At 73.0% G+C, this 22,558-nt stretch carries 22 protein-coding genes and 1 pseudogene; 10 read left to right on the top strand and 13 right to left on the bottom strand.

Translation table 11 applies throughout. The features are described from left to right. On the top strand, positions 1-115 hold a 115-nt coding region (locus tag D0D15_RS30460; RefSeq protein WP_162830614.1), incomplete at its 5' end, for an integrase core domain-containing protein. A gap of 170 nt (positions 116-285) precedes the next feature. Here D0D15_RS30460 and D0D15_RS30455 read toward each other — a convergent pair. The 8 genes from D0D15_RS30455 to D0D15_RS30420 form a co-directional block, all read right to left on the bottom strand. After that, positions 286-1,512, bottom strand: a complete 1,227-nt coding sequence (locus tag D0D15_RS30455) for an RNA polymerase sigma factor (protein ID WP_094009197.1) — start codon at positions 1,510-1,512, stop codon at positions 286-288. Next, entirely contained in the window at positions 1,509-1,844 is a 336-nt protein-coding gene (locus D0D15_RS30450) for a YciI family protein (RefSeq protein WP_094009196.1), read from the bottom strand. Before D0D15_RS30450 ends, D0D15_RS30455 begins: the two co-directional genes overlap by 4 nt. Positions 1,845-1,860: 16 nt before the next feature. Beyond that, on the bottom strand, positions 1,861-2,481 hold the full coding sequence (locus D0D15_RS30445; RefSeq protein ID WP_094009195.1) for a dihydrofolate reductase family protein: 621 nt from the start codon (positions 2,479-2,481) through the stop codon (positions 1,861-1,863). Between the two features lie 85 nt (positions 2,482-2,566). Further along, positions 2,567-3,151 (bottom strand): TetR/AcrR family transcriptional regulator, encoded by a 585-nt coding sequence (locus tag D0D15_RS30440; protein ID WP_094009194.1) that lies wholly within the window; start codon positions 3,149-3,151, stop codon positions 2,567-2,569. Then, positions 3,148-5,028: a YhgE/Pip family protein gene (locus tag D0D15_RS30435; protein WP_094009193.1), complete on the bottom strand. Its 1,881-nt coding sequence runs from the start codon at positions 5,026-5,028 to the stop codon at positions 3,148-3,150. Before D0D15_RS30435 ends, D0D15_RS30440 begins: the two co-directional genes overlap by 4 nt. Continuing rightward, positions 5,025-5,678, bottom strand: coding sequence for an ATP-binding cassette domain-containing protein (locus D0D15_RS30430; RefSeq protein ID WP_094009192.1), 654 nt, complete (start codon positions 5,676-5,678; stop codon positions 5,025-5,027). The genes D0D15_RS30435 and D0D15_RS30430 overlap by 4 nt, the downstream gene beginning before the upstream one ends. Before the next feature lie 73 nt (positions 5,679-5,751). Continuing rightward, positions 5,752-6,669 carry a GNAT family N-acetyltransferase gene (locus tag D0D15_RS30425; RefSeq protein WP_115944945.1) on the bottom strand — a complete coding sequence of 306 codons (918 nt, stop codon included), beginning with the start codon at positions 6,667-6,669 and terminating at the stop codon, positions 5,752-5,754. Beyond that, positions 6,666-7,538, bottom strand: a complete 873-nt coding sequence (locus tag D0D15_RS30420; RefSeq protein ID WP_115944944.1) for a class I SAM-dependent methyltransferase — start codon at positions 7,536-7,538, stop codon at positions 6,666-6,668. Before D0D15_RS30420 ends, D0D15_RS30425 begins: the two co-directional genes overlap by 4 nt. Positions 7,539-7,811: 273 nt before the next feature. Between D0D15_RS30420 and rpsA the strand changes: the two genes are divergently transcribed. Further along, positions 7,812-9,308: a 30S ribosomal protein S1 gene (gene rpsA, locus D0D15_RS30415; RefSeq protein ID WP_094009190.1), complete on the top strand. Its 1,497-nt coding sequence runs from the start codon at positions 7,812-7,814 to the stop codon at positions 9,306-9,308. A 367-nt stretch (positions 9,309-9,675) separates the two neighbouring features. Here the strand turns inward: rpsA and D0D15_RS30410 are convergent, their stop codons facing one another. Further along, positions 9,676-10,311 carry a TetR/AcrR family transcriptional regulator gene (locus D0D15_RS30410; RefSeq protein ID WP_094009189.1) on the bottom strand — a complete coding sequence of 212 codons (636 nt, stop codon included), beginning with the start codon at positions 10,309-10,311 and terminating at the stop codon, positions 9,676-9,678. Between the two features lie 142 nt (positions 10,312-10,453). On the opposite strand from D0D15_RS30410, the gene folP reads away from it, so the two are divergent. Continuing rightward, on the top strand, positions 10,454-11,266 hold the full coding sequence (gene folP, locus D0D15_RS30405) for a dihydropteroate synthase (protein WP_167481588.1): 813 nt from the start codon (positions 10,454-10,456) through the stop codon (positions 11,264-11,266). A gap of 94 nt (positions 11,267-11,360) precedes the next feature. Here folP and D0D15_RS30400 read toward each other — a convergent pair whose 3' ends face one another. Continuing rightward, on the bottom strand, positions 11,361-11,864 hold the full coding sequence (locus D0D15_RS30400) for a hypothetical protein (protein ID WP_094009187.1): 504 nt from the start codon (positions 11,862-11,864) through the stop codon (positions 11,361-11,363). Between the two features lie 81 nt (positions 11,865-11,945). Then, positions 11,946-12,692 (bottom strand): IclR family transcriptional regulator, encoded by a 747-nt coding sequence (locus tag D0D15_RS30395; protein WP_233157553.1) that lies wholly within the window; start codon positions 12,690-12,692, stop codon positions 11,946-11,948. Between the two features lie 58 nt (positions 12,693-12,750). Here D0D15_RS30395 and D0D15_RS30390 point away from each other — a divergent pair, with 58 nt between their 5' ends. Both D0D15_RS30390 and dmpG read left to right on the top strand, forming a co-directional pair. Continuing rightward, on the top strand, positions 12,751-13,662 hold the full coding sequence (locus D0D15_RS30390) for an acetaldehyde dehydrogenase (acetylating) (protein WP_094009185.1): 912 nt from the start codon (positions 12,751-12,753) through the stop codon (positions 13,660-13,662). Beyond that, positions 13,659-14,678: a 4-hydroxy-2-oxovalerate aldolase gene (gene dmpG / locus D0D15_RS30385; RefSeq protein ID WP_094009184.1), complete on the top strand. Its 1,020-nt coding sequence runs from the start codon at positions 13,659-13,661 to the stop codon at positions 14,676-14,678. The genes D0D15_RS30390 and dmpG overlap by 4 nt, the downstream gene beginning before the upstream one ends. 266 nt (positions 14,679-14,944) lie before the next feature. On the opposite strand, the gene D0D15_RS30380 is transcribed toward dmpG, so the two are convergent. Further along, positions 14,945-15,535, bottom strand: coding sequence for a TetR/AcrR family transcriptional regulator (locus D0D15_RS30380; RefSeq protein ID WP_094009183.1), 591 nt, complete (start codon positions 15,533-15,535; stop codon positions 14,945-14,947). A gap of 48 nt (positions 15,536-15,583) precedes the next feature. On the opposite strand from D0D15_RS30380, the gene D0D15_RS30375 reads away from it, so the two are divergent. The 5 genes from D0D15_RS30375 (at position 15,584) to D0D15_RS30355 (ending at position 22,435) form a co-directional block, all read left to right on the top strand. After that, the gene (locus D0D15_RS30375; protein WP_115944942.1) at positions 15,584-16,507 is read left to right on the top strand and encodes an oxygenase MpaB family protein; all 924 of its coding nucleotides are present in this window, start codon (positions 15,584-15,586) and stop codon (positions 16,505-16,507) included. Beyond that, complete coding sequence (locus D0D15_RS30370; RefSeq protein WP_094009181.1) at positions 16,504-17,529, top strand: LLM class F420-dependent oxidoreductase; 1,026 nt, start codon at positions 16,504-16,506, stop codon at positions 17,527-17,529. The genes D0D15_RS30375 and D0D15_RS30370 overlap by 4 nt, the downstream gene beginning before the upstream one ends. Before the next feature lie 93 nt (positions 17,530-17,622). Next, complete coding sequence (locus D0D15_RS30365; RefSeq protein WP_115944941.1) at positions 17,623-19,635, top strand: neutral/alkaline ceramidase; 2,013 nt, start codon at positions 17,623-17,625, stop codon at positions 19,633-19,635. An 80-nt stretch (positions 19,636-19,715) separates the two neighbouring features. Further along, positions 19,716-21,017 carry an MFS transporter gene (locus D0D15_RS30360; protein WP_094009179.1) on the top strand — a complete coding sequence of 434 codons (1,302 nt, stop codon included), beginning with the start codon at positions 19,716-19,718 and terminating at the stop codon, positions 21,015-21,017. Continuing rightward, the gene (locus D0D15_RS30355; RefSeq protein ID WP_115944940.1) at positions 21,014-22,435 is read left to right on the top strand and encodes a pyridoxal phosphate-dependent decarboxylase family protein; all 1,422 of its coding nucleotides are present in this window, start codon (positions 21,014-21,016) and stop codon (positions 22,433-22,435) included. The genes D0D15_RS30360 and D0D15_RS30355 overlap by 4 nt, the downstream gene beginning before the upstream one ends. Here D0D15_RS30355 and D0D15_RS30350 read toward each other — a convergent pair. After that, positions 22,432-22,558, bottom strand: a pseudogene (locus tag D0D15_RS30350) (IS630 family transposase); the annotation flags it as partial. The gene D0D15_RS30355 and the pseudogene D0D15_RS30350 overlap by 4 nt on opposite strands.

Genomic DNA, 22,558 nt, shown 5'->3' with positions numbered 1-22,558 from the left:
CACCAGCAACGAGGCACGAGCAGCAGCACTTGCAGCCTGGATCGAGCACTACAACACTGAACGCCGCCACAGCGCACTCGGAGGACGACCGCCCATCAGCCGGCTACCAACCTAACGGCCGGATACAGCTAGCGGTCAGGGCGGGCAGGTCTGCGAGCGGCGGGGGCCGGGATCGCCGAGGCGGTGCGGCGCGCGCCGAACGGGCACGCGACCTCGACCCAGCAGGTGGGCAGGTGCGGAGTTTGGTGCGTAGGTCCGTGAGCGGCCCCCCGAAGGCCCGGCGCCTCAGCCGGGAGCGCCCGCCTGCCGCACCTCCGTGAGGCGGCCCCTCAGGAACGCCCGTTCGGCTTCGTTCCCGGTCGCGGTCAGCGCCTCCTCGTAACACGCCGCCGCCTCCGCCCACCGGCCGAGGCGGCGCAGGAAATCAGCCTTGATCGCGGGGAGGTACCGGTACCCGGACAGCCGCCGGTCGCCCTCCAGCGCCGTCACCTCCGCCAGCGCCCGCGCCGGGCCGTCCACCATCGCCACCGCCACCGTCCGGTTCAGCGCCACCACCGGCGACGGCCACACCTTCACCAGCTCGTCGTACAGCACCAGGATCTGCGGCCAGTCCGTCTCCGCGAACGACGGCGCGCTCGCGTGCAGCATCGCGATCGCCGCCTGCAGCGTGAACCGTCCGGGTGCGCCGCCGCGCAGGGCCGACACCACCAGCTCGTCCGCCTCCGCGAGCGCGGCCGCGTCCCAGCGGGAACGGTCCTGCTCGGACAGCAGCAGGAGCCGTCCCGCCTCGTCCGTGCGGGTGGCCCGGCGCGCGTGCCCCGCCAGCAGCAACGCCAGCAACCCCCGCACCTCCCGCGAGTCCGGCATCAGCTCCCGCAGCAGCCGCGCCAGCTCCAGCGCCCGCTCGGCGCACGACACCCGCATCAGCGACGCGCCGGACGGCGCGGTGTGCCCGGTCGTGAACAGCAGGTGGATCGTGGTCAGCACCGCGTCCAGCCGGTCCGGCAGCTCAGCCCGCGACGGCATCCGGAACGGGATCCGCGCCGCCGCGATCTTCTTCTTCGCCCGCGTGATCCGGGCCGCCATCGTCGCCACCGGCACCAGGAACGCGGCGGCGACGTCCGGCGTCGGCACCCCGCACACCAGCCGCAACGTCAGCGCGACCTGCGCCTCGCCCGCCAGCGCGGGGTGGCAGCACAGGAACACCAGCCGCAGCGGATCGCCAGCAGGCGGGGGATCGGGCGCGGGCTCGACCAGCAATGGCAGCTTCGCGCGCAGGGTCGCCGCGCGGCGCAGGGCGTCCAGCGCGTTGTGCCGCGCCGCGGTCGTCAGCCACGCGGCCGGCCGGTCCGGCACGCCGTCACGCGCCCACGCGTCCAGCGCGGCGGCGTAGGCGTCCTGGACGCACTCCTCCGCCAGGTCGAGATCGCGCGTGACCCGCACCGTCGCGGCGAGCACCCGGGCCCACTCGCGGCGGTGCGCGTCGGCGACGGCGCGCCGGGCCTCGGTCACACCTCGAGCACCGGCCGCACCTCGACCGCCCCGTCCATGATCGGCAGCAGCTTCCCGATGGTCACCGCCTGGTCGAGGTCGGCGGCCTCGACCACGAAGAACCCGGCGATGACCTCCTTGCTCTCCAGGAACGGGCCGTCGGTCACCGCGCCGCCCCGGTGGATCGTGCGGGCCCGCGCCGCGGGCTGCAGCGCCTGCTCGTGCACCACCCGGGCGCCCATCTCCTCGATCTTGGGCCCGGCGGCGAGGTTGGCCGCCATGACCTCCGGCGGGATGTCGGCGACCCCGCCGGGCAGTTCCTTCTCGTAGATCAGAATCGCGTACTGCGGCATCGCCTCGAACCCCCGCTCACCAGTTGCCCGTCTCCGGGCCCATCGCACCGTAGCGGAGCTCGCCCCCGCGCGAATAGCGGTTGAGCAGGCCACCGCGCGGCAGCGGCTCGCTGTGGGTGAGCTCCAGCGCGGCCGGCCCGGCGCCGGGACCGAACAGCCGTTTCCCGGTCCCGAGCACCACCGGGAACACCAGCAGCTGGAACTCGTCGACCAGGTCGTGGGCGAGCAGCGTCTGCACCAGGTCGCTGCTGCCGTGGACCTGGATGTCCCCGCCCGCGCCGCGCTTGAGCCCGGCCACCGCCTCGGCGGCGTCCCCGCGCAGCAGCGTGGAGTTCCGCCAGGTCACCTCGGTCAGCGTCCGGGAGGCCACGAACTTGGGCAGGCCGTTCATCACCTCGCCGAGCGGGTCGTCGGCCGGCGGCCAGGTCGCGGCGAACTCCTCGTAGGTCTTCCGGCCGAGCAGCAGCGCGCCCGCCCCGGCGGTGAACGCGCTCATCACTTCGAGCACCCGCTCGCCGATGAACGGCACCGCCCAGCCGCCGTGGGCGAACCCGCCGTCGCGGTCCTCGTCCGGTCCGCCCGGCGCCTGCATCACACCGTCGGCCGACACGAACGCCGTGACCACCAGTTTCCGCATGTCGATCCCTTCCTCACCGGGCGTCCGGATGACGCCCGCGCCCCTACGGCGAACGAGGAGCCGCGGAATCGACAACCGGCGGGAATCAATCCGGGCGGGCCACCCCGCGGACGAGGACCATGATGCCCTCGCGCACCTCGGCGCGGGACCGGTGCGGCTGGAACACCTGCCAGTCCAGCGCGACGACCAGCAGCGTGCCGAACAGCCCGGCCGCCGCGGTCGGCACCTCGATGCCCGGCGGCAGCCGCCCGGCGTCGGCCACCCGCTGCAGCTGCTCCTTGACGATCGACACGATGTCCTCGCGCAGCAGCGACAGCGTCTCCTGCCACTGGCCCGGCGTCCGCCACAGCTCGCTGACCAGGATCTGCGAGAACCCGCGGTGCCCGGCGATGAACTCCAGCCCGGTGTCCACCAGCGCCTCCAGCGCGGCCACCGGGTCCGTGCCACCCGTTTGCGCCCGCAGCCGTGAGGCGAGCTGGCCCACGCCGTAACGCAGCAACGCGTCGATGAGCCCGTCCTTGCTGCCGAAGTTGTAGTACACGGTGCCCTTCGCGACCCCGGCCGCCGCCGCGATCTCGTCCACCGTCAGCCCGGCCAGCCCCTTCTCGGTCGCCAGCCGCAGCGTCGCCTCGAACAGCTTCTGCTTGGTGTGCTCACCGCGCGGGCTCACAGGGACAGCTCCGGCTGGAGCTTCGACACCGTCCACACCCGCTGCCTGCGCGCGGCCAGCGCCGACACCGCGAGCGCGCCGACCAGGTAGGCGACCAGCACCCCGATGTCCACCAGGTTCCGCAGCGACGCCCCGGTGTACATCAGGTGCCGCAGCCCGTCGACCACGTACCCCATGGGCAGCACGACGTGCAGCGGGTACAGCGCGTCCGGCAGGGTCTGCCAGGGGAACGTGCCGCCCGCGCTGACCAGCTGCAGCACCAGCAGCACCAGCCCGAGGAACTTGCCGACGGCGCCGAAGAACGCGTTGAGCGCGTGCACGATCGCGGTGAAGGTCAGCGACGCGAGGATCGCGAACGCCAGCGCGCCCACCGGGTGCGCGATGTGGATGCCGACGAACCAGGTGACCGCGGCGAACAGCACGACGACCTGCGCGATGCCGAGCAGCGCCGAGGGCAGCCACCCGCCGAGCGCGACCCGCAGCGGCGCGGTGCCGGCCGCGATCGCCCGCGCCGACAGCGGCCGGATCAGCAGGAACAGCACGAACGCGCCGATCCAGGTGGCCAGGGCGAGGAAGAACGGGGCCAGCCCGGCGCCGTAGGTGCCGGCGGAGGCGACGCCCACCGAGTTGACGGTGACCGGGTCGGCGATCGTGTCGGCCGTCGCCGTCCGGGTGGGGTCGCTGGGGTTGGGGATCTGGCCCAGCCCGTTGGTCAGCCCGTCCCGCAACCGGCCCGCGCCGGCCGCCAGCTCCTGGGTGCCGGACAGCGCGGTCTTCTCGCCGTCGTTGAGCTGGGCGGCCCCGGCCGACAGCGTGTTCGCGCCGTCGGCGGCCTGTGCGATCCCACCGGACAGCGCCGGCGCCGAGTTCGCCAGGGTGGCCGCGCCGCCCGCGACCTGCCGCGCGCCGTCGGCGAGCTGGTTCAGCTGGGCGGACGTCTGCTGGATCCGGGCGTTGGCCTGGTCGACCGGGGCCCGCAGATCACCGAGCACGCCCTGCACGCGCTGGATGTCGGTCTCGGACAGCCCGGCGGCGCGCAGGCGGTCGGTGAGCTGGTTGTCCACGTTGTCGAGGTCGCTGACGAGCTGGGCCGACCCGCTGGCGACGGTGGCCCCGGCCGCCGCGACCTGGCTGTTGCCGTCGGCGACCCGCTGCGCGCCGTCGGCCAGCTGCCGGGTGCTCTGCGGCAGGGTCGCGGTGCTCGACCGCAACGTGGACAGCCCGGACGACAGCTCGGCGCTGCCGGTGGCCAGCCGCTGGGCGCCGTCGGCGAGCTGCTGCTGACCGGTCAGCAGCCGGTTCGCCCCGTCCGCGAGCTGGGTCGCGCCGGTCGCGGCCTGCTGGGTCTGCCCGAAGATCGTCGAGAAGCCCATCAGGAACCGGTTCGCGGCCTCGCTGCCCACCTTCTCCGCGATCGTGCCGCGGATCTGCTCGGCCACCTGGTTGGCGATCGTGTGCGACAGGTAGTTGTTCGCGTCGTTCGTGGTCAGCTGGATCGTGGCCCGCTGGGGGGTGAAGTTCCCGCTGGAGGTCAGCGCGGCGGAGAAGTCGCGCGGGATGGTGATCGCGAACGAGTAGCGGTCGTCGCGCACCCCGGCGTCGGCCTCGGCGGCGGAGACCTCGTGCCACTGGAAGGTGCCGGAGCCGACGACCGAGGAGGTGACCTCGTCGCCGATGTTGCGGTCGGCGCTGCCGGTGTCCTCGTTGACGATCGCCGCGGGCAGGTTGCCCAGGCGGCCGTAGGGGTCGAAGTTGGCGTAGAGGTAGAACGACGCGTAGAGCAGGGGGACGAGCACCAGGGCGGCCACGGCGAGCTTGGGCAGCTTGCCGGAGGTCAGGCGGCGCAGTTCCCCGGCGGCGAGACGGAGGCCGGTCACTGCGGATCTCCTTGCACGAGTTCGGGTTCGGGCTGCTCGGTCCGGCCGAGCCGGGCCGGGGGAGCGGGCAGCGCCTCGGGTGGGGTGGTGGCGGTCAGCACGACGACGGCGAACCCGCGCGCGGCGTGCTCGCGGGCCAGGTCCGCCCAGCTCGCGACATCGCTGGTGTGCCGGTCGGGCGTGTCGAGCACGAGCAGCCGCACGCCGGGCCGCGCGGCGGCCAGCGCGGTGAGCAGCCGGGTGCGTTCGGCGGGGGACAGGTGCTCGAACCGGACGCCCGCGCGCCCGGCGAGGTCGTGCTCGGACAGCCACCGCGCGACGGCGTCCTTGCCCGACGGCAGCTTCCCGATCGACAGCTCCTCGGCGACCACCATCCGGACCGGCAGCGAGCCCTCCGGCGCGGTGATCTCCGGCGCGTCCACCACCGCGCCGGCACGGCGCAGCTTGGCTGCGTCCGCCGTGCCGTCGAGCGTCACGAGCCCGGTCGACGGCCGCATCCGCCCGGTCAGGGCGAGGCCGAACGCGGTGACCCCGGCGCCCGGTTCGCCGTGCACGAAGACGAGTTCGCCCTCGGTGACGGTGAGCGAGGTCGGCGGCAGCAGCGTGCCGTGCGGACCTTCGACGGTGACCCGGTCGGCGTGCACCCGCACAGGATCCCCCTCTTTTGAACTGACTGGTCAGTTCAAAAGATACGACCGTCCGCCGGAGCCGGCAACTCGGGGGTCACCGCAGGGCGGAGGCCGGCCGCACCTCCCAGTACGACCACAGCGGCCGGTACCCCTGGCGCGGCCAGAACACCGAGGACAGCGGGTTGGCCGGGTTGTAGTAGAGGTAGGTCGCGCGGGCGCCGCGGCCGGCGAACTCGCGGTGCACCCGGGCCAACAGCGCCCGGCCGATGCCCTCGCCGCGCACGTGCTCGCTGGTGGCGACGTTGTTGACGTAACCCCACCGGCCGGTGGGCAGCAACTCGGCCGCCCACGACCCGGGTGCCGACTCGACCCAGCCGCAGTCGGCCAGCGCCACGGCGACGCCGTCCCGTTCGGCGAGCCAGATCGGCGCCTCCGCCGCGAGGTTGCGCTCCAGGCGCGGGGCGATCAGCTCCCCGGTGCCCGGCCGCCACGGCCCGGCGACCAGGCCGGAGTAGCGGAACGTGGCCAGCGACAGGGCCACGACCTCCTCCAGGTCCTCCGGCCGCGCGCGGCGGATCGTGACCCCGGGCGGGGCCGGGTGGTCCTGCGGCGGGCCGGTGCGCACCGCGAGCACCGACAGCGGGACCAGGCCGTGGTCGAGGAACGCGCGCGCCGCCTCGGCGTCCCGGCTCGGCCAGGTCACCGTGCACGACGAATCCGCGCCCGGTGACTCGCGGTCCATCCGGTGCCGCCACGCGCGCAGCAGCGCGTCCATGCCTGCGGTCCCGGTGTCCCCGATGCAGGGGAACAGGTGCCACACCCGCGCCGCGGACCACAGCAGGTCGAACGCGCCCGGCTCGTGCCGGTGGACCTGGAGCACCACGGTGACCCGGGTGCCGCCGGCCGTGGCCGCGTCCAGCACCTCGCCCTCCGGCAGCGGCGCGGCGGCCGGCAGCAGCGGGTCCAGCGCGGCGAACCGGGCCCGCTGCGCGGACAGCAGCGCGGTGTTCACCGCGTCCCTGCGCGGGCCCGGAAGATCGCGGTGCCCGGGAACAGCCTGCCGCGCAACGGGCTCCACTGCCCCCACACGCGCGTGTGCCCGGCCGGCCACTCCGGCTCCAGCAGGTCCTCCAGCACGAACCCGGTGGCCGCCAGCGCCCGCACGTAGTCGCCCACCGTGCGGTGGTACTCGACGTAGGTGGCCCGGCTGCCGGCGTCGACCTCGACGTAGGGGGTGCGGTCGAAGTACGGCTGGCTCGCGGTCAGCCCGGCCGGGCCGGGATCGTCCGGAAAGATCCACCGGATCGGGTGAGTCACCGCGAACACCCACGGCCCGCCCGGCCGCAGCACCCGGCGCACCTCGGCGAACACGGTCTCGATCGAGGCCACGAACGGCAGCGCGCCGAACGCCGAGCAGGCTGCGTCCATGCTCCCGTCCGCCAGCGGCAGCCGCTCGGCCGTGGCCTGGATCAGCGGGACGCCGATGCCGGTGCGCGCGGCGGCCGCCCGGGCGTGCCGGAGCATCCCGGCGGACAGGTCGAGCCCGACCGGGTGCGCCCCGGCGGTGGCGAGCCAGCGCGAGCACGCGGCCTGGCCGCACCCGATCTCGGCCACGCGGCGGCCGCGCACGTCGCCGAGCAGGCGGGCGTCGGCCTCGCGCACACCCTCCGGGCACCACACGAAGTCCGCGTCGCCGAGGAACTCGCCGTGGGCCGCCTGGTAGTCGTCGGCGTCGGCGTCCCACCAGGCCAGGTTCGCCGCCGTCGCCTCGTGCGCGGCCACCTCCCGGTGCGCCACGCCGACCGTGCCGAGCCGCTGTTCGGCCCGCGCGTGCCGGTCCGGGTCCAGGTCTTCGCCGTGGTGCTCGCCCGCCGTCGTCACACCGGTATTCTCACCGGCCGGCCGGTGCGCGTCCGTGCGGGCGACCCTGTTTGTGCGCTTCGCAGGCGGCCGCGTACGATATCTCTAGCGCAGTGGGTTCGCGCTACCTTCCACTCGGCAGAGCTGAGCCGGGTTCCGGGTCGCGCACCGTCGGCGGTGATGCTCCGCGGCCGTTCCGTTGTGAACGTTTGCTCATGGTTGCCGTCGTACGCTCGCCGCGCACGCAAACTGCAAACCTACTCGAGCCGTAAACCAACCGGAGCAACCCACCTAATGACCACCGACACCACCACCGCCCCGACGTCCGGCGCCGCCCAGGTCGCCGTCAACGACATCGGGTCGGAGGAAGACTTCCTCGCCGCGATCGACAAGACGATCAAGTACTTCAACGACGGCGATATCGTTGAGGGCACCATCGTCAAGGTCGACCGCGACGAGGTGCTGCTCGACATCGGTTACAAGACCGAGGGCGTCATCCCCTCGCGTGAGCTGTCCATCAAGCACGATGTCGATCCCGGCGAGGTCGTCAGCGTCGGTGACGAGGTCGAGGCCCTCGTCCTCCAGAAGGAGGACAAGGAAGGCCGGCTGATCCTGTCCAAGAAGCGCGCCCAGTACGAGCGCGCCTGGGGCACGATCGAGGAGCTCAAGGAGAAGGACGAGCCCGTCAAGGGCACCGTCATCGAGGTCGTCAAGGGCGGCCTGATCCTGGACATCGGCCTGCGGGGCTTCCTGCCCGCCTCCCTGGTGGAGATGCGCCGCGTGCGGGACCTGCAGCCCTACGTCGGCCGCGAGCTCGAGGCGAAGATCATCGAGCTGGACAAGAACCGCAACAACGTGGTCCTGTCCCGCCGCGCCTACCTCGAGCAGACCCAGTCCGAGGTCCGCAGCGAGTTCCTCAACGCGCTGGCCAAGGGCCAGGTCCGCAAGGGCGTCGTGTCCTCGATCGTCAACTTCGGCGCGTTCGTCGACCTCGGCGGCGTCGACGGTCTGGTGCACGTCTCGGAGCTGTCCTGGAAGCACATCGACCACCCGTCCGAGGTCGTCGAGGTCGGCCAGGAGGTCACCGTCGAGGTGCTGGACGTCGACATGGACCGCGAGCGCGTGTCCCTGTCGCTGAAGGCGACCCAGGAAGACCCGTGGCGCCAGTTCGCCCGCACCCACGCGATCGGCCAGATCGTGCCGGGCAAGGTCACCAAGCTCGTCCCGTTCGGCGCGTTCGTCCGCGTCGAGGAGGGCATCGAGGGCCTGGTGCACATCTCCGAGCTGGCCGAGCGCCACGTGGAGATCCCGGAGCAGGTCGTGCAGGTCGGCACCGAGGTCATGGTCAAGGTCATCGACATCGACCTGGAGCGCCGCCGGATCTCGCTGTCGCTGAAGCAGGCGAACGAGGGCTTCACCACCGACACCGAGTTCGACCCGACCCAGTACGGCATGGCCGCCGAGTACGACGACCAGGGCAACTACATCTACCCCGAGGGCTTCGACCCCGACACGCAGGAGTGGCAGGAAGGCTACGACAAGCAGCGTGAGGAGTGGGAGCGCCAGTACGCCGAGGCGCACGCCCGCTACGAGGCCCACATGCGGCAGATCGCCAAGGCTGCCGAGGCCAGCGCCCAGGCGGCGGCCGAGGAGGCCACCGGCGGCCCGGTCGGCGGCGGCGAGCAGAACTACAGCTCGACCGGTGGCGGCGCGGAGCAGCGCAGCGGCGGCACCCTCGCCAGCGACGAGCAGCTCGCGGCCCTGCGCGAGAAGCTGTCGGGCGGCGCGTGAGCGCGTAGCTCAGGCTGACTGATCGATTCGTGGCCCCCGGTTCTCTGCGGAGACCGGGGGCCACGGTCGTCTCACCCGCCCGCGAGTCCCACGCTCCGGCGGGCGAGTTCCACATTCCGGCGGGCGAGTCCCACGTTGTGGCGGGCGAGTTCTGCGTTCGGGCGGGCGAGTTCCACGCTCCGGTGGGGGAGTTCGGCGTCCGGTGCGCGCGAGTTCCACGCTCCGGCGGGCGAGTTCCACGTTGCGGCGGGCGAGTTCTGCGTTCGGGCGGGCGAGTTCCACGCTCCCGTGGGGGAGTTCGGCGTCCCGTGCGCGCGAGTCCGTGTGCCCGGGTAGGTGCGGGGCGTGGGCCGTGAGCGGGCGCGGATCAGCCGAGGTCGAGGTCCAGTCCGTTGAGCATCGCGCGGATGCCGGCGCCGAAGATGTCGTCGTAGGCGGTGTCCGTCGTCGCGATGAACCACTTCGGCGGCGGGTTGCGCGCGCGGTGCGTCAGCTCGACGCTCACCAGCCCGTGCATCGTCGTCCAGATCAGGTAGCCGGTGACGTTCGGATCGCGGCCGGGCGGTGTCGCCGGCGCCACGCGGTCCACGAGCAGGTCGAAGGTGCCGCGCTGGGCGAACGACCGCAGATCCGGGTCCGGGTCGAACCCGGGCACCGACTGCTCGAACATGAACGAGTACCGCGCCGGGCTGTCCAGCGCGAACCGGCGGTAGGCCCGGGCCAGCGCGAGGATCCCCGCGGCCGGGTCGCCGGGAACCCGCGGCACGGCCACGAACTTCTCGTGCAGCATCTCGAAAGTGCGCTCGTACAAGGCGTCCAGCACCCCGTTGCGGCCGCCGAAGCGCGTGTAGACCCCGATCGTCGACGTGCCGGCCGCCTCGGCGACGCTGCGCACCGTCAGCCCGGACACGCCATGCTCGAGGAGAACCGTCAGCGCGGCCTGCAGGAACCGTTCCCTGCTGTGGCTGTCCGCCGGGCCCGCCGGGCCGTGCCGGGTGGCCATCCGCGCACCCCCTTCGCTCTTCTGGAAGCAACTTAGGGCATAACGCGCGTTATCGCGCCCCCGCCACGGCAGGCATGATGAACTCGTGGCAGTCGACTTGGTCTTCCGCGGGCGGCGCGTCGTCTCCGACCGCGCGCTCGTGATGGCGATCGTGAACCGCACCCCCGATTCGTTCTACGACCGGGGCGCGTCCTTCGCCGATCCGGACGCACTCGCGGCCGTCGACCGGGCCGTCGCCGAGGGTGCCGACATCGTGGACATCGGCGGGGTCAAGGCCGGCCCGGGCAGCGACGTCGGCGTCGCCGAGGAGACCCGCCGGGTGGTGCCGTTCGTGGCCGAGATCCGGCGCCGGCACCCGGACCTGGTGATCAGCGTGGACACCTGGCGGCACGAGGTGGGGCGCCTGGCCTGCGAGGCCGGGGCGGACCTGCTCAACGACACCTGGGCCGGCGCCGACCCCCGGCTGGCGGAGGTCGCGGCCGAGTTCGGCGCCGGGTACGTGTGCTCGCACACCGGGGGAGCGGTGCCGCGGACGCGCCCGTTCCGCGTGCGTTACGAGGACGTGGTGGGGCAGGTGATCGAGGAGCTCACCCGCCGCGCCGAGGAGGTCGTGGCGCTCGGCGTGCCCCGCGGCGGCGTCCTGATCGACCCGACGCACGACTTCGGCAAGAACACCTGGCACAGCCTGGCGCTGCTCCGGCACGCGCGCGACCTGACGGCGACCGGCTGGCCGGTCCTCATGGCACTGTCCAACAAGGACTTCGTGGGGGAGACCCTGGGCGCGGGCATCACGGAGCGCCTGGACGGCACCCTGGCCGCGACGGCGCGCGCCGCGCGGGACGGGGCGCAGGTGTTCCGCGTCCACGAGGTCCAGCAGACGCGCCGGGTCCTGGAAATGGTGGCGACGATCGCCGGGGAGCGCCCGCCGGCGCAGGCGCTGCGCGGACTCGCCTGACCCGCGCGGCGGCGGCACCGGCCGCGGTGGTCCCGCGCGACCGGCGCCGCGCACCGCTCCCGGAAAGCGCTGTCCGGCCCGCCCGCGGAAAGCGTTATCGCGCGGAACCGTTGAGTCCGTGCAGCACGCGCTGCAGGATCTGCGAGTCCAGGAAGTCGGGCTCCGGCAGCGGCTCCTCGGCCGGGTACTCGGTCGCGGGGCTGGGCAGGCGGTGCGGGGAACGCGTCGGGAGGGCTCCGGTCACCCCGGCGGGCAGCGGCAGCTCGCACCACGCGGTGCGGTGCCCGCCGGGCAGGGCGACCGTGTTGATGGTCCAGCCGGGCAGTTCGGGGGGTTCGCCGGGGCGGTCGTCGTCGAGTTCGACGACCACCACGTCGCGGTGCAGGCGCAGCCGGACGGTCAGGAAGCGGGGCGATCGCCGGTCCGCCCCGTCCACCGAGGACCGGACCAGGTGCCGGATGACGGTCGCCGCGTCGTCGGCCAGCGGGCGTAGTTTCCACTCCAGGAGGGCGAAACGGACGAACATCTCGGCGCAGCTGACGGCGGTCGGCGCCGCCACGAGCCGAAGGTCGTCTACCTGGGTGGTCGCGGTGGTCACGCCAATCCTCCCTAACATCCCCGTGGCCCGGCGAGCGCCACGAGACCTACGTGTCGATCTTCCCCGCTGGTGCGCGAGACCCTACGGCAAGGCCCGCGACAAAGCGAGAGCCGCCGTGCGCACCGCTGGAGAGACGCGCTCGACCCGGACCCGGTTGCTCCAGCCCGAGATCGAAATCGCGGCCCGTGCCCGACCGGTCGCGTCGAGCACTGGACTGGCTGCACAGGTTACGCCCACCCCGGATTCCTCCCGCTCGTAGGCGACCCCCTCGTCGCGGATCCGGGTCAGCTGCCGCCGCAGCAGCCCCGGCGCGGTGATCGTGCGCGGGCCCACCCTGGTCAGCCCCGCCGCCAGCACGGTGTCCAGCACGGACGCGGGGGAGTGCGCCAGGATCGCCTTGCCCACCGCCGTGGCGTGCGCGGGGAACCGGCCGCCGATGCGGGACGGCAGGGCCGGCGCGTCCGGCCCCCGCACGATGTCGAGGTACACCACCTCGGTGCCCTCCAGCACCGCCAGGTGCACCGTGTTGCGCGTCGCCTCACGCAGATCGGCCAGGTAGGGGCGGGCGGCGTCGACGAGCCCGCGCTCCCGCCCGGCCAGCTGTCCGATCTCGAACAGCCGCAGCCCGAGCCGCACCGCGGTGCCGTCGCGCTCCAGCAGGCCCTGCGTCACCAGGTGCCCGGTCAGGCGGTGCACCGACGACTTCGGCAGGCCGGTGCGGCGCGCCAGCTCGGACGCCCCCAGCGCCCGGTCGCCGGGCCGGAACGCGCCGAGCAGCGCGGCGATCCGCGCCGCGGTCATCCCGTCGTCCCGCTCAGCGGCACACATGCGTTGAGTGTGCCGCAGTCCGGCGCGCACCGTGGAGCCGACCCCGGAAGGAGGGCGCATGAGCACCCGGAAGGCACGGGCCGCGATCGTCGGCCCCGGCAACATCGGCACCGATCTGCTCGTCAAGCTGCGGCGCAGCGAGCACATCGAGGTCGCGTACATGGTCGGGGTGGACCCGGCCTCCGACGGCCTGAAGCGGGCGGCCGCGCTGGGCGTGGACACCTCGGCCGAGGGCGTGGACTGGCTGCTGTCCCGCGACGAGCTGCCGGACATCGTCTTCGAGGCCACCTCCGCCAAGGCGCACCTCGCCAACGCCCCGCGCTACGCCGAGGCCGGCATCCAGGCCGTCGACCTGACCCCGGCCGCGGTCGGCCCGTTCACCTGCCCCGCGGTGGACCTGCCGGACCAGCTGGGCGCCGCGAACTTCAACATGATCACCTGCGGCGGGCAGGCCACGATCCCGATCGTGCACGCCGTCTCGCGCGTCACCGAGGTGCCCTACGCCGAGATCGTGGCGTCGGTGTCCTCGCGGTCGGCCGGACCGGGCACGCGCGCCAACATCGACGAGTTCACCGAGACCACCGCCCGCGGCCTGGAGATCGTCGGCGGCGCCGCGAAGGGCAAGGCGATCATCATCATCAACCCGGTCGAACCGCCGCTCATCATGCGCGACACCGTGTTCTGCGCGATCTCGCCGGACGCCGACCGGGACGCGATCACCGCGTCGATCGAGCGGATGGTCGCCGACGTGCAGGAGTACGTCCCCGGCTACACGCTCAAGGCGGCGCCGCAGTTCGACGACCCGCGGCCGGACTGGCGGGGCCGGGCCCGGGTCGCGGTGTTCCTCGAGGTCGCCGGCAACGGCGACTACCTGCCGCCCTACGCCGGGAACCTGGACATCATGACCGCCGCCGCGGCCCGCGTGGGTGAGCTGCTGGCCGCCAACCGCGCGCAGGAGGTGCCGGCATGACCGAGCGGGAGGTGCGGCTCGTCGACACGAGCCTGCGCGACGGCAGCCACGCCATGGCCCACCAGTTCACCGAGGCCAACGTGCGGGACACCGTGCGCGCGCTGGACACCGCCGGGATCTCGCTGATCGAGGTGACCCACGGCGACGGCCTCGGCGGATCGACCTTCAACTACGGCTTCTCCCTGGTCGACGAGCGCAAGCTGATCGCCGCCGCCGTCGACGAGGCCGAGCGGGCCACGATCGCCGTGCTGCTGCTGCCCGGCCTGGGCACGGTCAGCGACCTGAAGGCCGCCGCCGACCTGGGCGCGGGCGCGGTGCGGATCGCCACGCACTGCACCGAAGCTGACGTGTCGATCCAGCACTTCACCGAGGCGCGCAAGCTGGGGCTGGAAACCGTCGGATTCCTGATGCTGTCGCACATGGCCACGCCGGAGACCCTCGCGAAGCAGGGCCGGATCATGGTCGATGCCGGATGCCAGTGCGTGTACGTGGTGGACTCCGCCGGCGCGCTGATCCTGGAGGAAGCCGCCGACCGGGTGGCCGCGCTGGCCGCCGAGTTCGGCGACGCGGCGCAGGTGGGCTACCACGGCCACCAGAACCTCAGCTTCGGCGTCGCGAACTCCGTGCTTGCTTACCGGGCGGGCGCGAAGCAGATCGACGGCTCGCTGGTCGCGCTCGGCGCCGGGGCCGGCAACTCGCCGACCGAGGTGCTCGCCGCGGTGTTCGAGCGGCTGGGCGTCGAAACCGGCGTGGACAAGGACGTGCTGATGGACGCCGCGGAGAACGTGGTCAAGCCGTTCATCACGCGGCTGCCGGTGATGGACCGGTCGTCGATCGTGCAGGGGTTCGCCGGGGTGTACTCCAGCTTCCTGCTGCACGCCGAGCGCGCCGCCGAGCGGTACGGGGTGCCCGCCCACGAAATCCTGTACCGGGTGGGGGAGCGGCGCTACGTCGGCGGTCAGGAGGACATGATCATCGGCATCGCCCTCGAACTCGCGGGGGAGAAATCCGGGTAGGGCGTGAGTCGCGGTGCGGGTGGTGGCCCCTCCCGCCAGCCCACCACCACCCTCAACGGACGCGCTCCGCGCGGCTGGGCCGACTCAGCCCCCTCGCTGTGGGATCGCCTCCTCATGAATTCCCGCCCGCCGGCCCGACCACCACCCCTGGTGGACGCGCTTCGCGCGACAGTGCCAACCACCACGTCGGCGCTGTCCTCGCGAGGGGGCTCCTGAGAACCCGCGGCGGTGCCGGTGGCTCGAGCGTGCCGGGCAGAGAGGTCCGCTCAGGACGATCGCACCAGCAGGCGGACGCAGTGCTCCACGAGGCGCTCCCGGGACATCTCCGGCGTGCCGGACAGGTAGGCGGTGAACAGGTGGGTCAGCGCGCCGACGAGGCCGATCGCGGTCAGCTGCTTCTCCAGCGCGTCCATCCGCTCGGGCAGCTGCTCCCGCACCAGCCCGGCGAAGGCCGGCAGCAGCGCCACGCCGCGGGCGGACAGGGCCGGGTCGGTGATCGGCGCCAGCAGCAGGACCCGGCCCTTGCGCGGATCGTCGAGCATCAGCCCGACGAACGCGGTGACCGCCGCCTCGGCGCGCTCGGCCGGGTCCCGCCGGCTGTCCGGCACCGCGTCGGCGAGGGCGCGGTGGGCCTCGGCGGCGACCTGCTCGTAGACCGCGACCACCAGCTCCTCGCGGTCGGCGAAGTTCTCGTAGAAGTAGCGCTCGGTGAGCCTGGCCTGCCGGCACACCGCGCGCACGGTCACCGCGGCGCTGCCCGCGGTGCCGAGCAGGTCGAGTCCCGCGTCGAGCAGCTGGGCGCGCCGAGCCGCCCGGCGGTCGCTCAGCGTGGTGCCCGCCCAGGTCTTCTCCGCCATCCGCCCTCACAATTGACTACAGGTGTTGTCAATTGTAGCGTTCGGATCATGGCAGCGCAGCCCCTGGGCCCCGGGTCCCTGACGTGGAAGTACTTCGGCGACTGGCGGACCCTGCTCATGGCACTGTGGGCGGGCTCGTTGCAGAACATGCACCCCGAACTCGGCGCCGGGGTGGAGCAGCACTCGCGGTTCTTCGCCGAACGCTGGCAGCGGCTGTTCCGCTCGCTGTACCCGATCGGCGGCGTGGTCTACGACGGCCCGCGCGCGGCCGGGACCGCGCGGGCGGTGCGCGGCTACCACGAGACGATCCAGGGCGTGGACTCCCGCGGCCGCCGCTACCACGCGCTGAACCCGGGCACGTTCTACTGGGCGCACTCGACGTTCTTCATGCTCACCGTGGTCGCCGCGGAGCGGATGATGGGCGGGCTCAGCGAGGCGGACAAGCGGCGGCTGTTCGACGAGCACATCCAGTGGTACCGGCTCTACGGGCTGAGTATGCGGCCGGTGCCGGCCACCTGGGAGGAGTTCCAGTCCTACTGGGACCACATGTGCACCGAGGTCCTGGAGGACAACAAGGCCACGCGGGACGTGCTCGACCTCCGCGGGATCGCCAAGCCACCGTTCGTGTCTTGGATGCCGGAGCCGGTGTGGCGGGTGCTGCGCGCCGGGATCGCCAAGTCGTTCGTGTGGTGGACCGTCGGCCTGTACCACCCGGCGGTGCGGGCACGGCTGGGCTACTCGTGGTCGCGCCGCAGCGAGGTGCTGCACCGGCTCACCGGCCGCGCGATCGGGCTGGCGTTCCGGTTCGTGCCGCGCGACCGCCGCTACCACCCGCGCGCCCGGGCGGGGGGGGGCCGGGTGCGCGGGGAGGTCCCGGCGGACGCCCCGCTGGTGGAGACCCCCGCGCGCAACCTGCCACCACTGTCCGAACGGGACAGTCCCATCCACTACGTTCCCCGGGAGGCGTCGTGAAGCTCGGCTATCACATCGGTTACTGGTCCTCCGGTCCGCCGGAGGGCGCGCTCGAGGCGATCCGCGCCGCGGAGGAGCTGGGGTTCGACTCGGTGTGGACCGCCGAGGGGTACGGCTCGGACGCGCTGACCCCGCTGGCCTGGTGGGGCGCGGCGACCTCGCGGGTCAAGCTGGGCACCAACATCGTCCAGATGTCGGCCCGCACCCCGACCGCGACCGCGATGGCCGCGATGACCCTGGACCACCTCTCCGGCGGCCGGTTCATCCTCGGCCTCGGCGCGTCCGGCCCGCAGGTGGTGGAGGGCTGGTACGGGCAGCCGTACCCGCGGCCGCTGGCCCGGACACGGGAGTACGTGGAGATCGTGCGCCGGGTGGTGGCGCGCCGCGAGCCGGTGACCTTCGACGGCGAGCAGTACCAGCTGCCGCTGCGGGACGGGACCGGGCTGGGCAAGCCGCTGAAGTCCACCGTGCACCCGCTGCGCCCGGAGATCCCCGTCTACCTGGCCGCGGAGGGGCCGAAGAACGTGGCGCTGGCGGCCGAGATCTGCGACGGCTGGCTGCCGCTGTTCTTCTCCCCGAAGAGCGACGCGTTCTACCGCGAGGCGCTCGCCGAGGGCTTCGCGCGCCCCGGCGCCCGGCACACCCAGGCCGATTTCGAGGTGGCCGCGTCGGTGCCGGTCATCGTGCACGACGACGTCGAGACCGCGGCCGGGTTCATCAAGCCGTCGCTGGCGCTCTACATCGGCGGCATGGGGGCCAGGCAGGTGAACTTCCACAAGGACGTGTTCGCCCGGCTCGGGTATGCGGACGTCGCGGAGAAGGTGCAGGAGCTCTACCTCGCCGGGCGGAAGGAGGAGGCCGCCGCGGCGATCCCCACGTCGCTGGTGGAGGACACCTCGCTGATCGGCCCGCCGGAGAAGATCCGGGCGGAGCTGGCCGCGTGGGAGGAGACGGTGGTGACGACCTTGCTGCTGCGCGGGGATGCGCAGACCTTGCGGCGGATCGCTGAGGTGATCGGGTAGCGAATCCACCCGGACGAGGGTTGGCAGCGCCGGGTGGCCTCCTCTAGTCTCCGTCAAACCTGAAAGGGCTTCACGTCTGGAAGGAGTGTGCCGATGCCGGTGAGCCGCAGGACCGTCTTGGCCGGGGCGGCCGCGGCGCCGCTGGCCGCGGGAGTGCTCGCCATCCCGCAGGCGACCGCACAGCAGGGTTACCTCGTCGGCGCCGGGATCTCCGACGTCACCGGGCCCGCGGCCGAGTGCGGCATGATGGGCTACTCGATGCCGCAGCAGCAGACCGCCGGCATCCACCAGCGCACCCGTGCCCGCGCCTACGTCGTCGCCGAGCCGGGTGGGCGGCGGATCGTGTTCGTCACCGCCGACGTGGGCGCGCTGTTCCAGTCCGTGCACCAGGGGGTGCTCGCCCGGCTCGCGCAGCGCTACGGCGACCTCTACACCGAGCAGAACGTGCTGCTCAACGCCACCCACACGCACGCCGGCTGCGGCGGATCGTCCTGGTACGCCGCCTACAACCTGTCGATCCTGGGCTTCCAGCGGCAGACCTACGACGCGCAGGTCGACGGCATCGTCGAAGCGATCCAGCAGGCGCACGACGACCTCGCCCCCGGCACGATCACCCTCGGCCGGACCGAGCTGACCGACGCCAGCGTCAACCGCTCCCGCACCGCGTTCGAGCTGAACCCCCAGGCGGACAAGGACCACTTCCCGCTCGCCATCGACCCGGCCGTCACCGTGCTGCGGTTCCGCCAGGGCGGCCGCGACATCGGCGCCATCGCCTGGTTCGCCACCCACGGCACGTCGATGACCAACGCGAACAAGCTGATCAGCGGCGACAACAAGGGCTACGCCGCCTACGCCTGGGAACACGGCCGCGGCACCCGCTCCCTCGACGGCGCCCCGGAGTTCGTCGCCTGCTTCCCGCAGACCAACTCCGGCGACATGTCCCCGAACCTCAACCTGAAACCGGGATCCGGCCCGACCGAGGACGAGTTCACCAACACCCGCATCATCGGCGAACGCCAGTTCACCGCCGCCAAAACCGCCTTCGACAGCGCGCGCACGCCCATCGCCGGGCCGCTGGACTTCCGCTTCTGCTACGTGGACATGTCGAAGGTGACCGTCGACGGCCGCTACACGCCGGACGGACGGCAGCACACCACCGCGACCGCCGCGATCGGCGTGTCGATGCTGGCCGGCAGCACCGAGGACGGCCCCGGCCTGCCGCTGCCGGAGGGCGTGCGCAACCCCTTCGTCGACGCGCTCGGCGGGATGGACGCCCCGATCCCGCAGGCGCTCGCCGACGCGCACGCGCCCAAGGTGATCGCGGTGCCCTTCGGCGCGATGAAGCCCTACCCGTGGGCGCCGGAGGTGCTGCCGCTGCAGATCCTGCGGCTCGGGCAGCTCTACCTCGTCGGCGGGCCCGCCGAGTACACGATCGTCGCCGGGCTGCGCATCCGCCGCACCGTCGCCGCCGAGCTCGGCGTGCCACTGGAGAACGTGATCATGCAGGGCTACGCCAACGCCTACAGCCAATACGTGACCACGCCCGAGGAGTACGACTCGCAACAGTACGAGGGCGCGTCCACGCTCTTCGGCCGCTACACGCTGCCCGCCTACCAGCAGGAGTTCGCGCGCCTGGCCGCGGCGATGCGGACCGGCGCGACCGTGCCGCACGGCCCGGTGCCACGCGACCTGTCCGGTGCGCAGCTCAACTTCCAGCCCGGCGTGGTGGTCGACTCGCCGCCGCTGCTCAAGCGGTTCGGCGACGTGCTCACCGAGGCGCGCGGCAGCTACCGGCGGGGCGAGCAGGTGGTGGTCGAGTTCGTCACCGGCCACCCGAAGAACGACCTGCACCGGAACGGCACGTTCGCCGAGATCCAGCGCCTGGACGGCGGCGCCTGGGTGCGGCACGCCGACGACGGCGACTGGGCCACCAAGTACCGCTGGACGCGCACCTTCCTGGCCGAGTCGAAGGCGACGATCACCTGGGACATCCCGCCGGACACCCCGGTCGGCAAGTACCGCGTCGTCCACTTCGGCGACGCGAAGGCACTCGACGGCACGATCACCCCCTTCACCGGCACCTCACGCGCGTTCGTCGTCTCGTGACGAATTCGCGCCCCGGGCTCACCCGGGCGCGTGATCGGTGACACGATGCGGGCGATCATCGGGGTGTCGATCGGAGGACCATGGTCGCCCTACCGGCCAAGACCAGGCTCGGCTACTCCGCCGGGTCGTTCGTCACCGGCGCGTTCGGCACGGTGCCCGGCCTGCTGCTGCTGCCCTACCTCACCGACACGATGGCGGTGCCGGGCGCGATCGCCGGGGCGATCGTGCTGGTGCCCAAGGCGTGGGACGTCCTGTTCAACCCGGTCGCCGGGCGGCTGTCCGACGCGAGCCTGAACCGGCGGGGCAGCAGGCGCCCGTTCCTGCTGTTCGGCGGGCTCGGCGTCGCGGTGCTGTTCGCGGCGATCTTCGCCCACCCGGGCTTCGGCAGCACCACGCTGGACGCCGGGTACGTGGTGCTCGCGTTCTTCCTGTGCGCCACCGCGTTCGCGTTCTTCCAGGTGCCCTACAACGCGCTGCCCGCCGAGCTGACCGGGAACTACCACGAGCGCACCCGCCTGACCAGCTGGCGCATCGGCCTGCTGGCGATCGCGATCCTGGTCTCCGGCGGCGGCGCGCCCGAGATCACCAACCAGGTCGGCGGCGTCACCGGCTACCGCGTCATGGGCGTCGTGATGGGCGTGATCATGATCCTCGGCACCATCGCGGTGTACGTGGGCACCCGGACCGCGCCGGTGGGCAACCTGCGCCCGCCGACGCCGGGCTGGCGCGACCTGCTCGCGACGATGCGGCAGTGGCGCGCCTTCCGGTGGCTGCTGGGTGTCTACTTCGTCCAGTCGCTCGGCCTGGCCACGCTGCTCGCCGGGGTCAACTACGCCTCCCGGTACGTGTTCGGCGACGCGGACCTGCAGACGTTCCTGTTCGTCGGGTTCGTGCTGCCCGCGCTGGTGACCATGCCGCTGTGGCCGCGCATCGGCGCGCGCTGGGGCAAGCTGGCCGGCTTCCGGTTCGCCTGCATCGCCTTCGGCGTCGCGTGCGCGGGCCTGTGCGCCGCGCTGGTGGTGCCGGTCGGCGTGTCGTTCGTGTTCGTGGCCCTGGCCGGGGTCGGCTACGCCGGGATCCAGGTGTTCCCGCTGGCGATCCTGCCGGACCTGATCAGCGCCGAGGAGGAACGCACCGGCGCCACCCGGGCCGGCGTCACCGCCGGGGTGTGGACCGCGTCGGAGACCCTCGGCCTCGCGCTGGGGCCGGGCCTGTTCGGGCTGGTGCTGTCCGCGGGCGGGTACGTGTCCAGTGTGGACGCTTCGGCGGCGCAACCGGGCAGCGCGGTCACCGCGATCCTGCTCGGGTTCGCCCTGCTGCCCGGAATCCTCGTGGTGGCGGGCCTGCCGCTGCTGCGCCGGTCGATCCTGGAGCCGCGATGAAACCCGCCCGCGAGGTCCTGGCCCGGCTGCGCGAGCTGCGCGCGGCAGACCTGCCCACCCACGGCGGCCGCACCCTGGCCTACGTCTACGACAGCGGGCTGTCCGGTGTGGACGAGCTGGCCGCGCAGGCCCACGCGCTCGCCGCCGCCGCCAACGGTCTCGACCCGACGGCGTTCCCCAGCCTGCGGCGCCTGGAGAACGACCTCGTCGCCGCGACCGCCCGCCTGGTGGGCGGCACGCCGTCCACGGTCGGCGCGGTGACCTCCGGCGGCACCGAGTCGTGCCTGCTCGCGGTGCTCGCCGCGCGCGAGGGCCGCCCGGACGTCGCCGCGCCGAGCATGGTGCTGCCCTCGACCGCGCACGCCGCGTTCCACAAGGCCGCGCACCTGTTCCGGGTGCGGCCGGTCGTGGTGCCCGTCGACCCGGTCACCTTCCGCGCTGATCCGGACGCGATGGCGGCCGCCATCGACGACACGACGGTGCTCGTGGTCGCCAGTGCCCCGTCCTACGCCCACGGCGTGATCGACCCGGTCGCGCCGATCGCCGCCGCGGCCGCCGCGCGCGGGGTGCGGATGCACGTGGACGCCTGCATCGGCGGCTGGATCCTGCCCTACTTCGGCCGGCTCGGCCGCCCGGTGCCGGAGTTCGGGTTCGCCGTCGAGGGCGTCACCAGCGTCTCGGTGGACCTGCACAAGTACGCCTACGTCCCGAAGGGCGTGTCGGTGCTGCTGCACGCCGACGCGGATCTGCGGCGCGGGCACTTCTTCGCCAGCGCGGACTGGCCCGGCTACACGATGCTCAACAGCACCGTCCAGTCCACCCGCTCCGGCGGCCCGCTCGCCGCCGCGTGGGCCGTGCTGGAGCACCTCGGCGACGACGGCTACCTCGAACTCGCCCGGCAGACGCTGGCCGCGGTGACGACCCTGGCCGAGGGCATCAGGAGCGTCGACGGCCTGCGGCTGCTCGCCGAACCGGACTCGACGCTGATCGCGCTCACCGCCGGCGACGCGGGCTTCGACCTGTTCACCGTCGCCGACGAGATGCGGGCCCGCGGCTGGTACGTGCAACCGCAGTTCGCCCACGAGTCCTCGCCGGTGAACCTGCACCTCACCGTCACGGCCGCGAACCGGGGTGGCGAGGCCGGGTTCCTGGCCGACCTCGCCGCGTCGGTCGCCGCCGCCCGGGACGCCGGACCGGTCACCGTGGACGAGAACGTGGCGGCGTTCGTCGCCGCCCTCGACCCGGACACGCTGACCGGCGAGCAGTTCGAGGGCCTGCTCACCGCGGCCGGCCTGGGCGGCGGGGCCGGGCTGCCGGACCGGATGGCCGGAATCAACGCCCTGCTCGGCACCGCCCACCCGGCGCTGAGGGAACGCCTGCTGCGCGAGTTCCTCGGGATGCTGTACCGGCCGGACTAGTGTCCTGAGTTATTAATTCGCGTGCAGTAGCGTGCGATGGAGTCAAGGATCTGGTCGGCGGTCTTGGTCCAGACGTAGGGCCGTGGTTCGTTGTTCCAGGTCTCGATCCATGCGCGGATGTCG

The organism is Amycolatopsis thermalba, from assembly GCF_003385215.1.
Lineage (GTDB): Bacteria > Actinomycetota > Actinomycetes > Mycobacteriales > Pseudonocardiaceae > Amycolatopsis_E > Amycolatopsis_E thermalba.
This window is presented reverse-complemented; position numbering and strand designations above follow the sequence as displayed.

Coding starts and splice junctions, on each gene's coding strand:
- D0D15_RS30395 (WP_233157553.1), bottom strand. CDS start 12,692: ATGTGTGCCGCTGAGCGGGACGACGGGATGACCGCGGCGCGGATCGCC.
- D0D15_RS30365 (WP_115944941.1), top strand. CDS start 17,623: ATGCCGGTGAGCCGCAGGACCGTCTTGGCCGGGGCGGCCGCGGCGCCG.
- D0D15_RS30375 (WP_115944942.1), top strand. CDS start 15,584: ATGGCAGCGCAGCCCCTGGGCCCCGGGTCCCTGACGTGGAAGTACTTC.
- D0D15_RS30380 (WP_094009183.1), bottom strand. CDS start 15,535: ATGGCGGAGAAGACCTGGGCGGGCACCACGCTGAGCGACCGCCGGGCG.
- D0D15_RS30445 (WP_094009195.1), bottom strand. CDS start 2,481: ATGCGGAAACTGGTGGTCACGGCGTTCGTGTCGGCCGACGGTGTGATG.
- D0D15_RS30450 (WP_094009196.1), bottom strand. CDS start 1,844: ATGCCGCAGTACGCGATTCTGATCTACGAGAAGGAACTGCCCGGCGGG.
- D0D15_RS30390 (WP_094009185.1), top strand. CDS start 12,751: ATGAGCACCCGGAAGGCACGGGCCGCGATCGTCGGCCCCGGCAACATC.
- D0D15_RS30360 (WP_094009179.1), top strand. CDS start 19,716: ATGGTCGCCCTACCGGCCAAGACCAGGCTCGGCTACTCCGCCGGGTCG.
- D0D15_RS30410 (WP_094009189.1), bottom strand. CDS start 10,311: ATGGCCACCCGGCACGGCCCGGCGGGCCCGGCGGACAGCCACAGCAGG.
- dmpG (WP_094009184.1), top strand. CDS start 13,659: ATGACCGAGCGGGAGGTGCGGCTCGTCGACACGAGCCTGCGCGACGGC.
- rpsA (WP_094009190.1), top strand. CDS start 7,812: ATGACCACCGACACCACCACCGCCCCGACGTCCGGCGCCGCCCAGGTC.
- D0D15_RS30355 (WP_115944940.1), top strand. CDS start 21,014: ATGAAACCCGCCCGCGAGGTCCTGGCCCGGCTGCGCGAGCTGCGCGCG.
- folP (WP_167481588.1), top strand. CDS start 10,454: ATGGCGATCGTGAACCGCACCCCCGATTCGTTCTACGACCGGGGCGCG.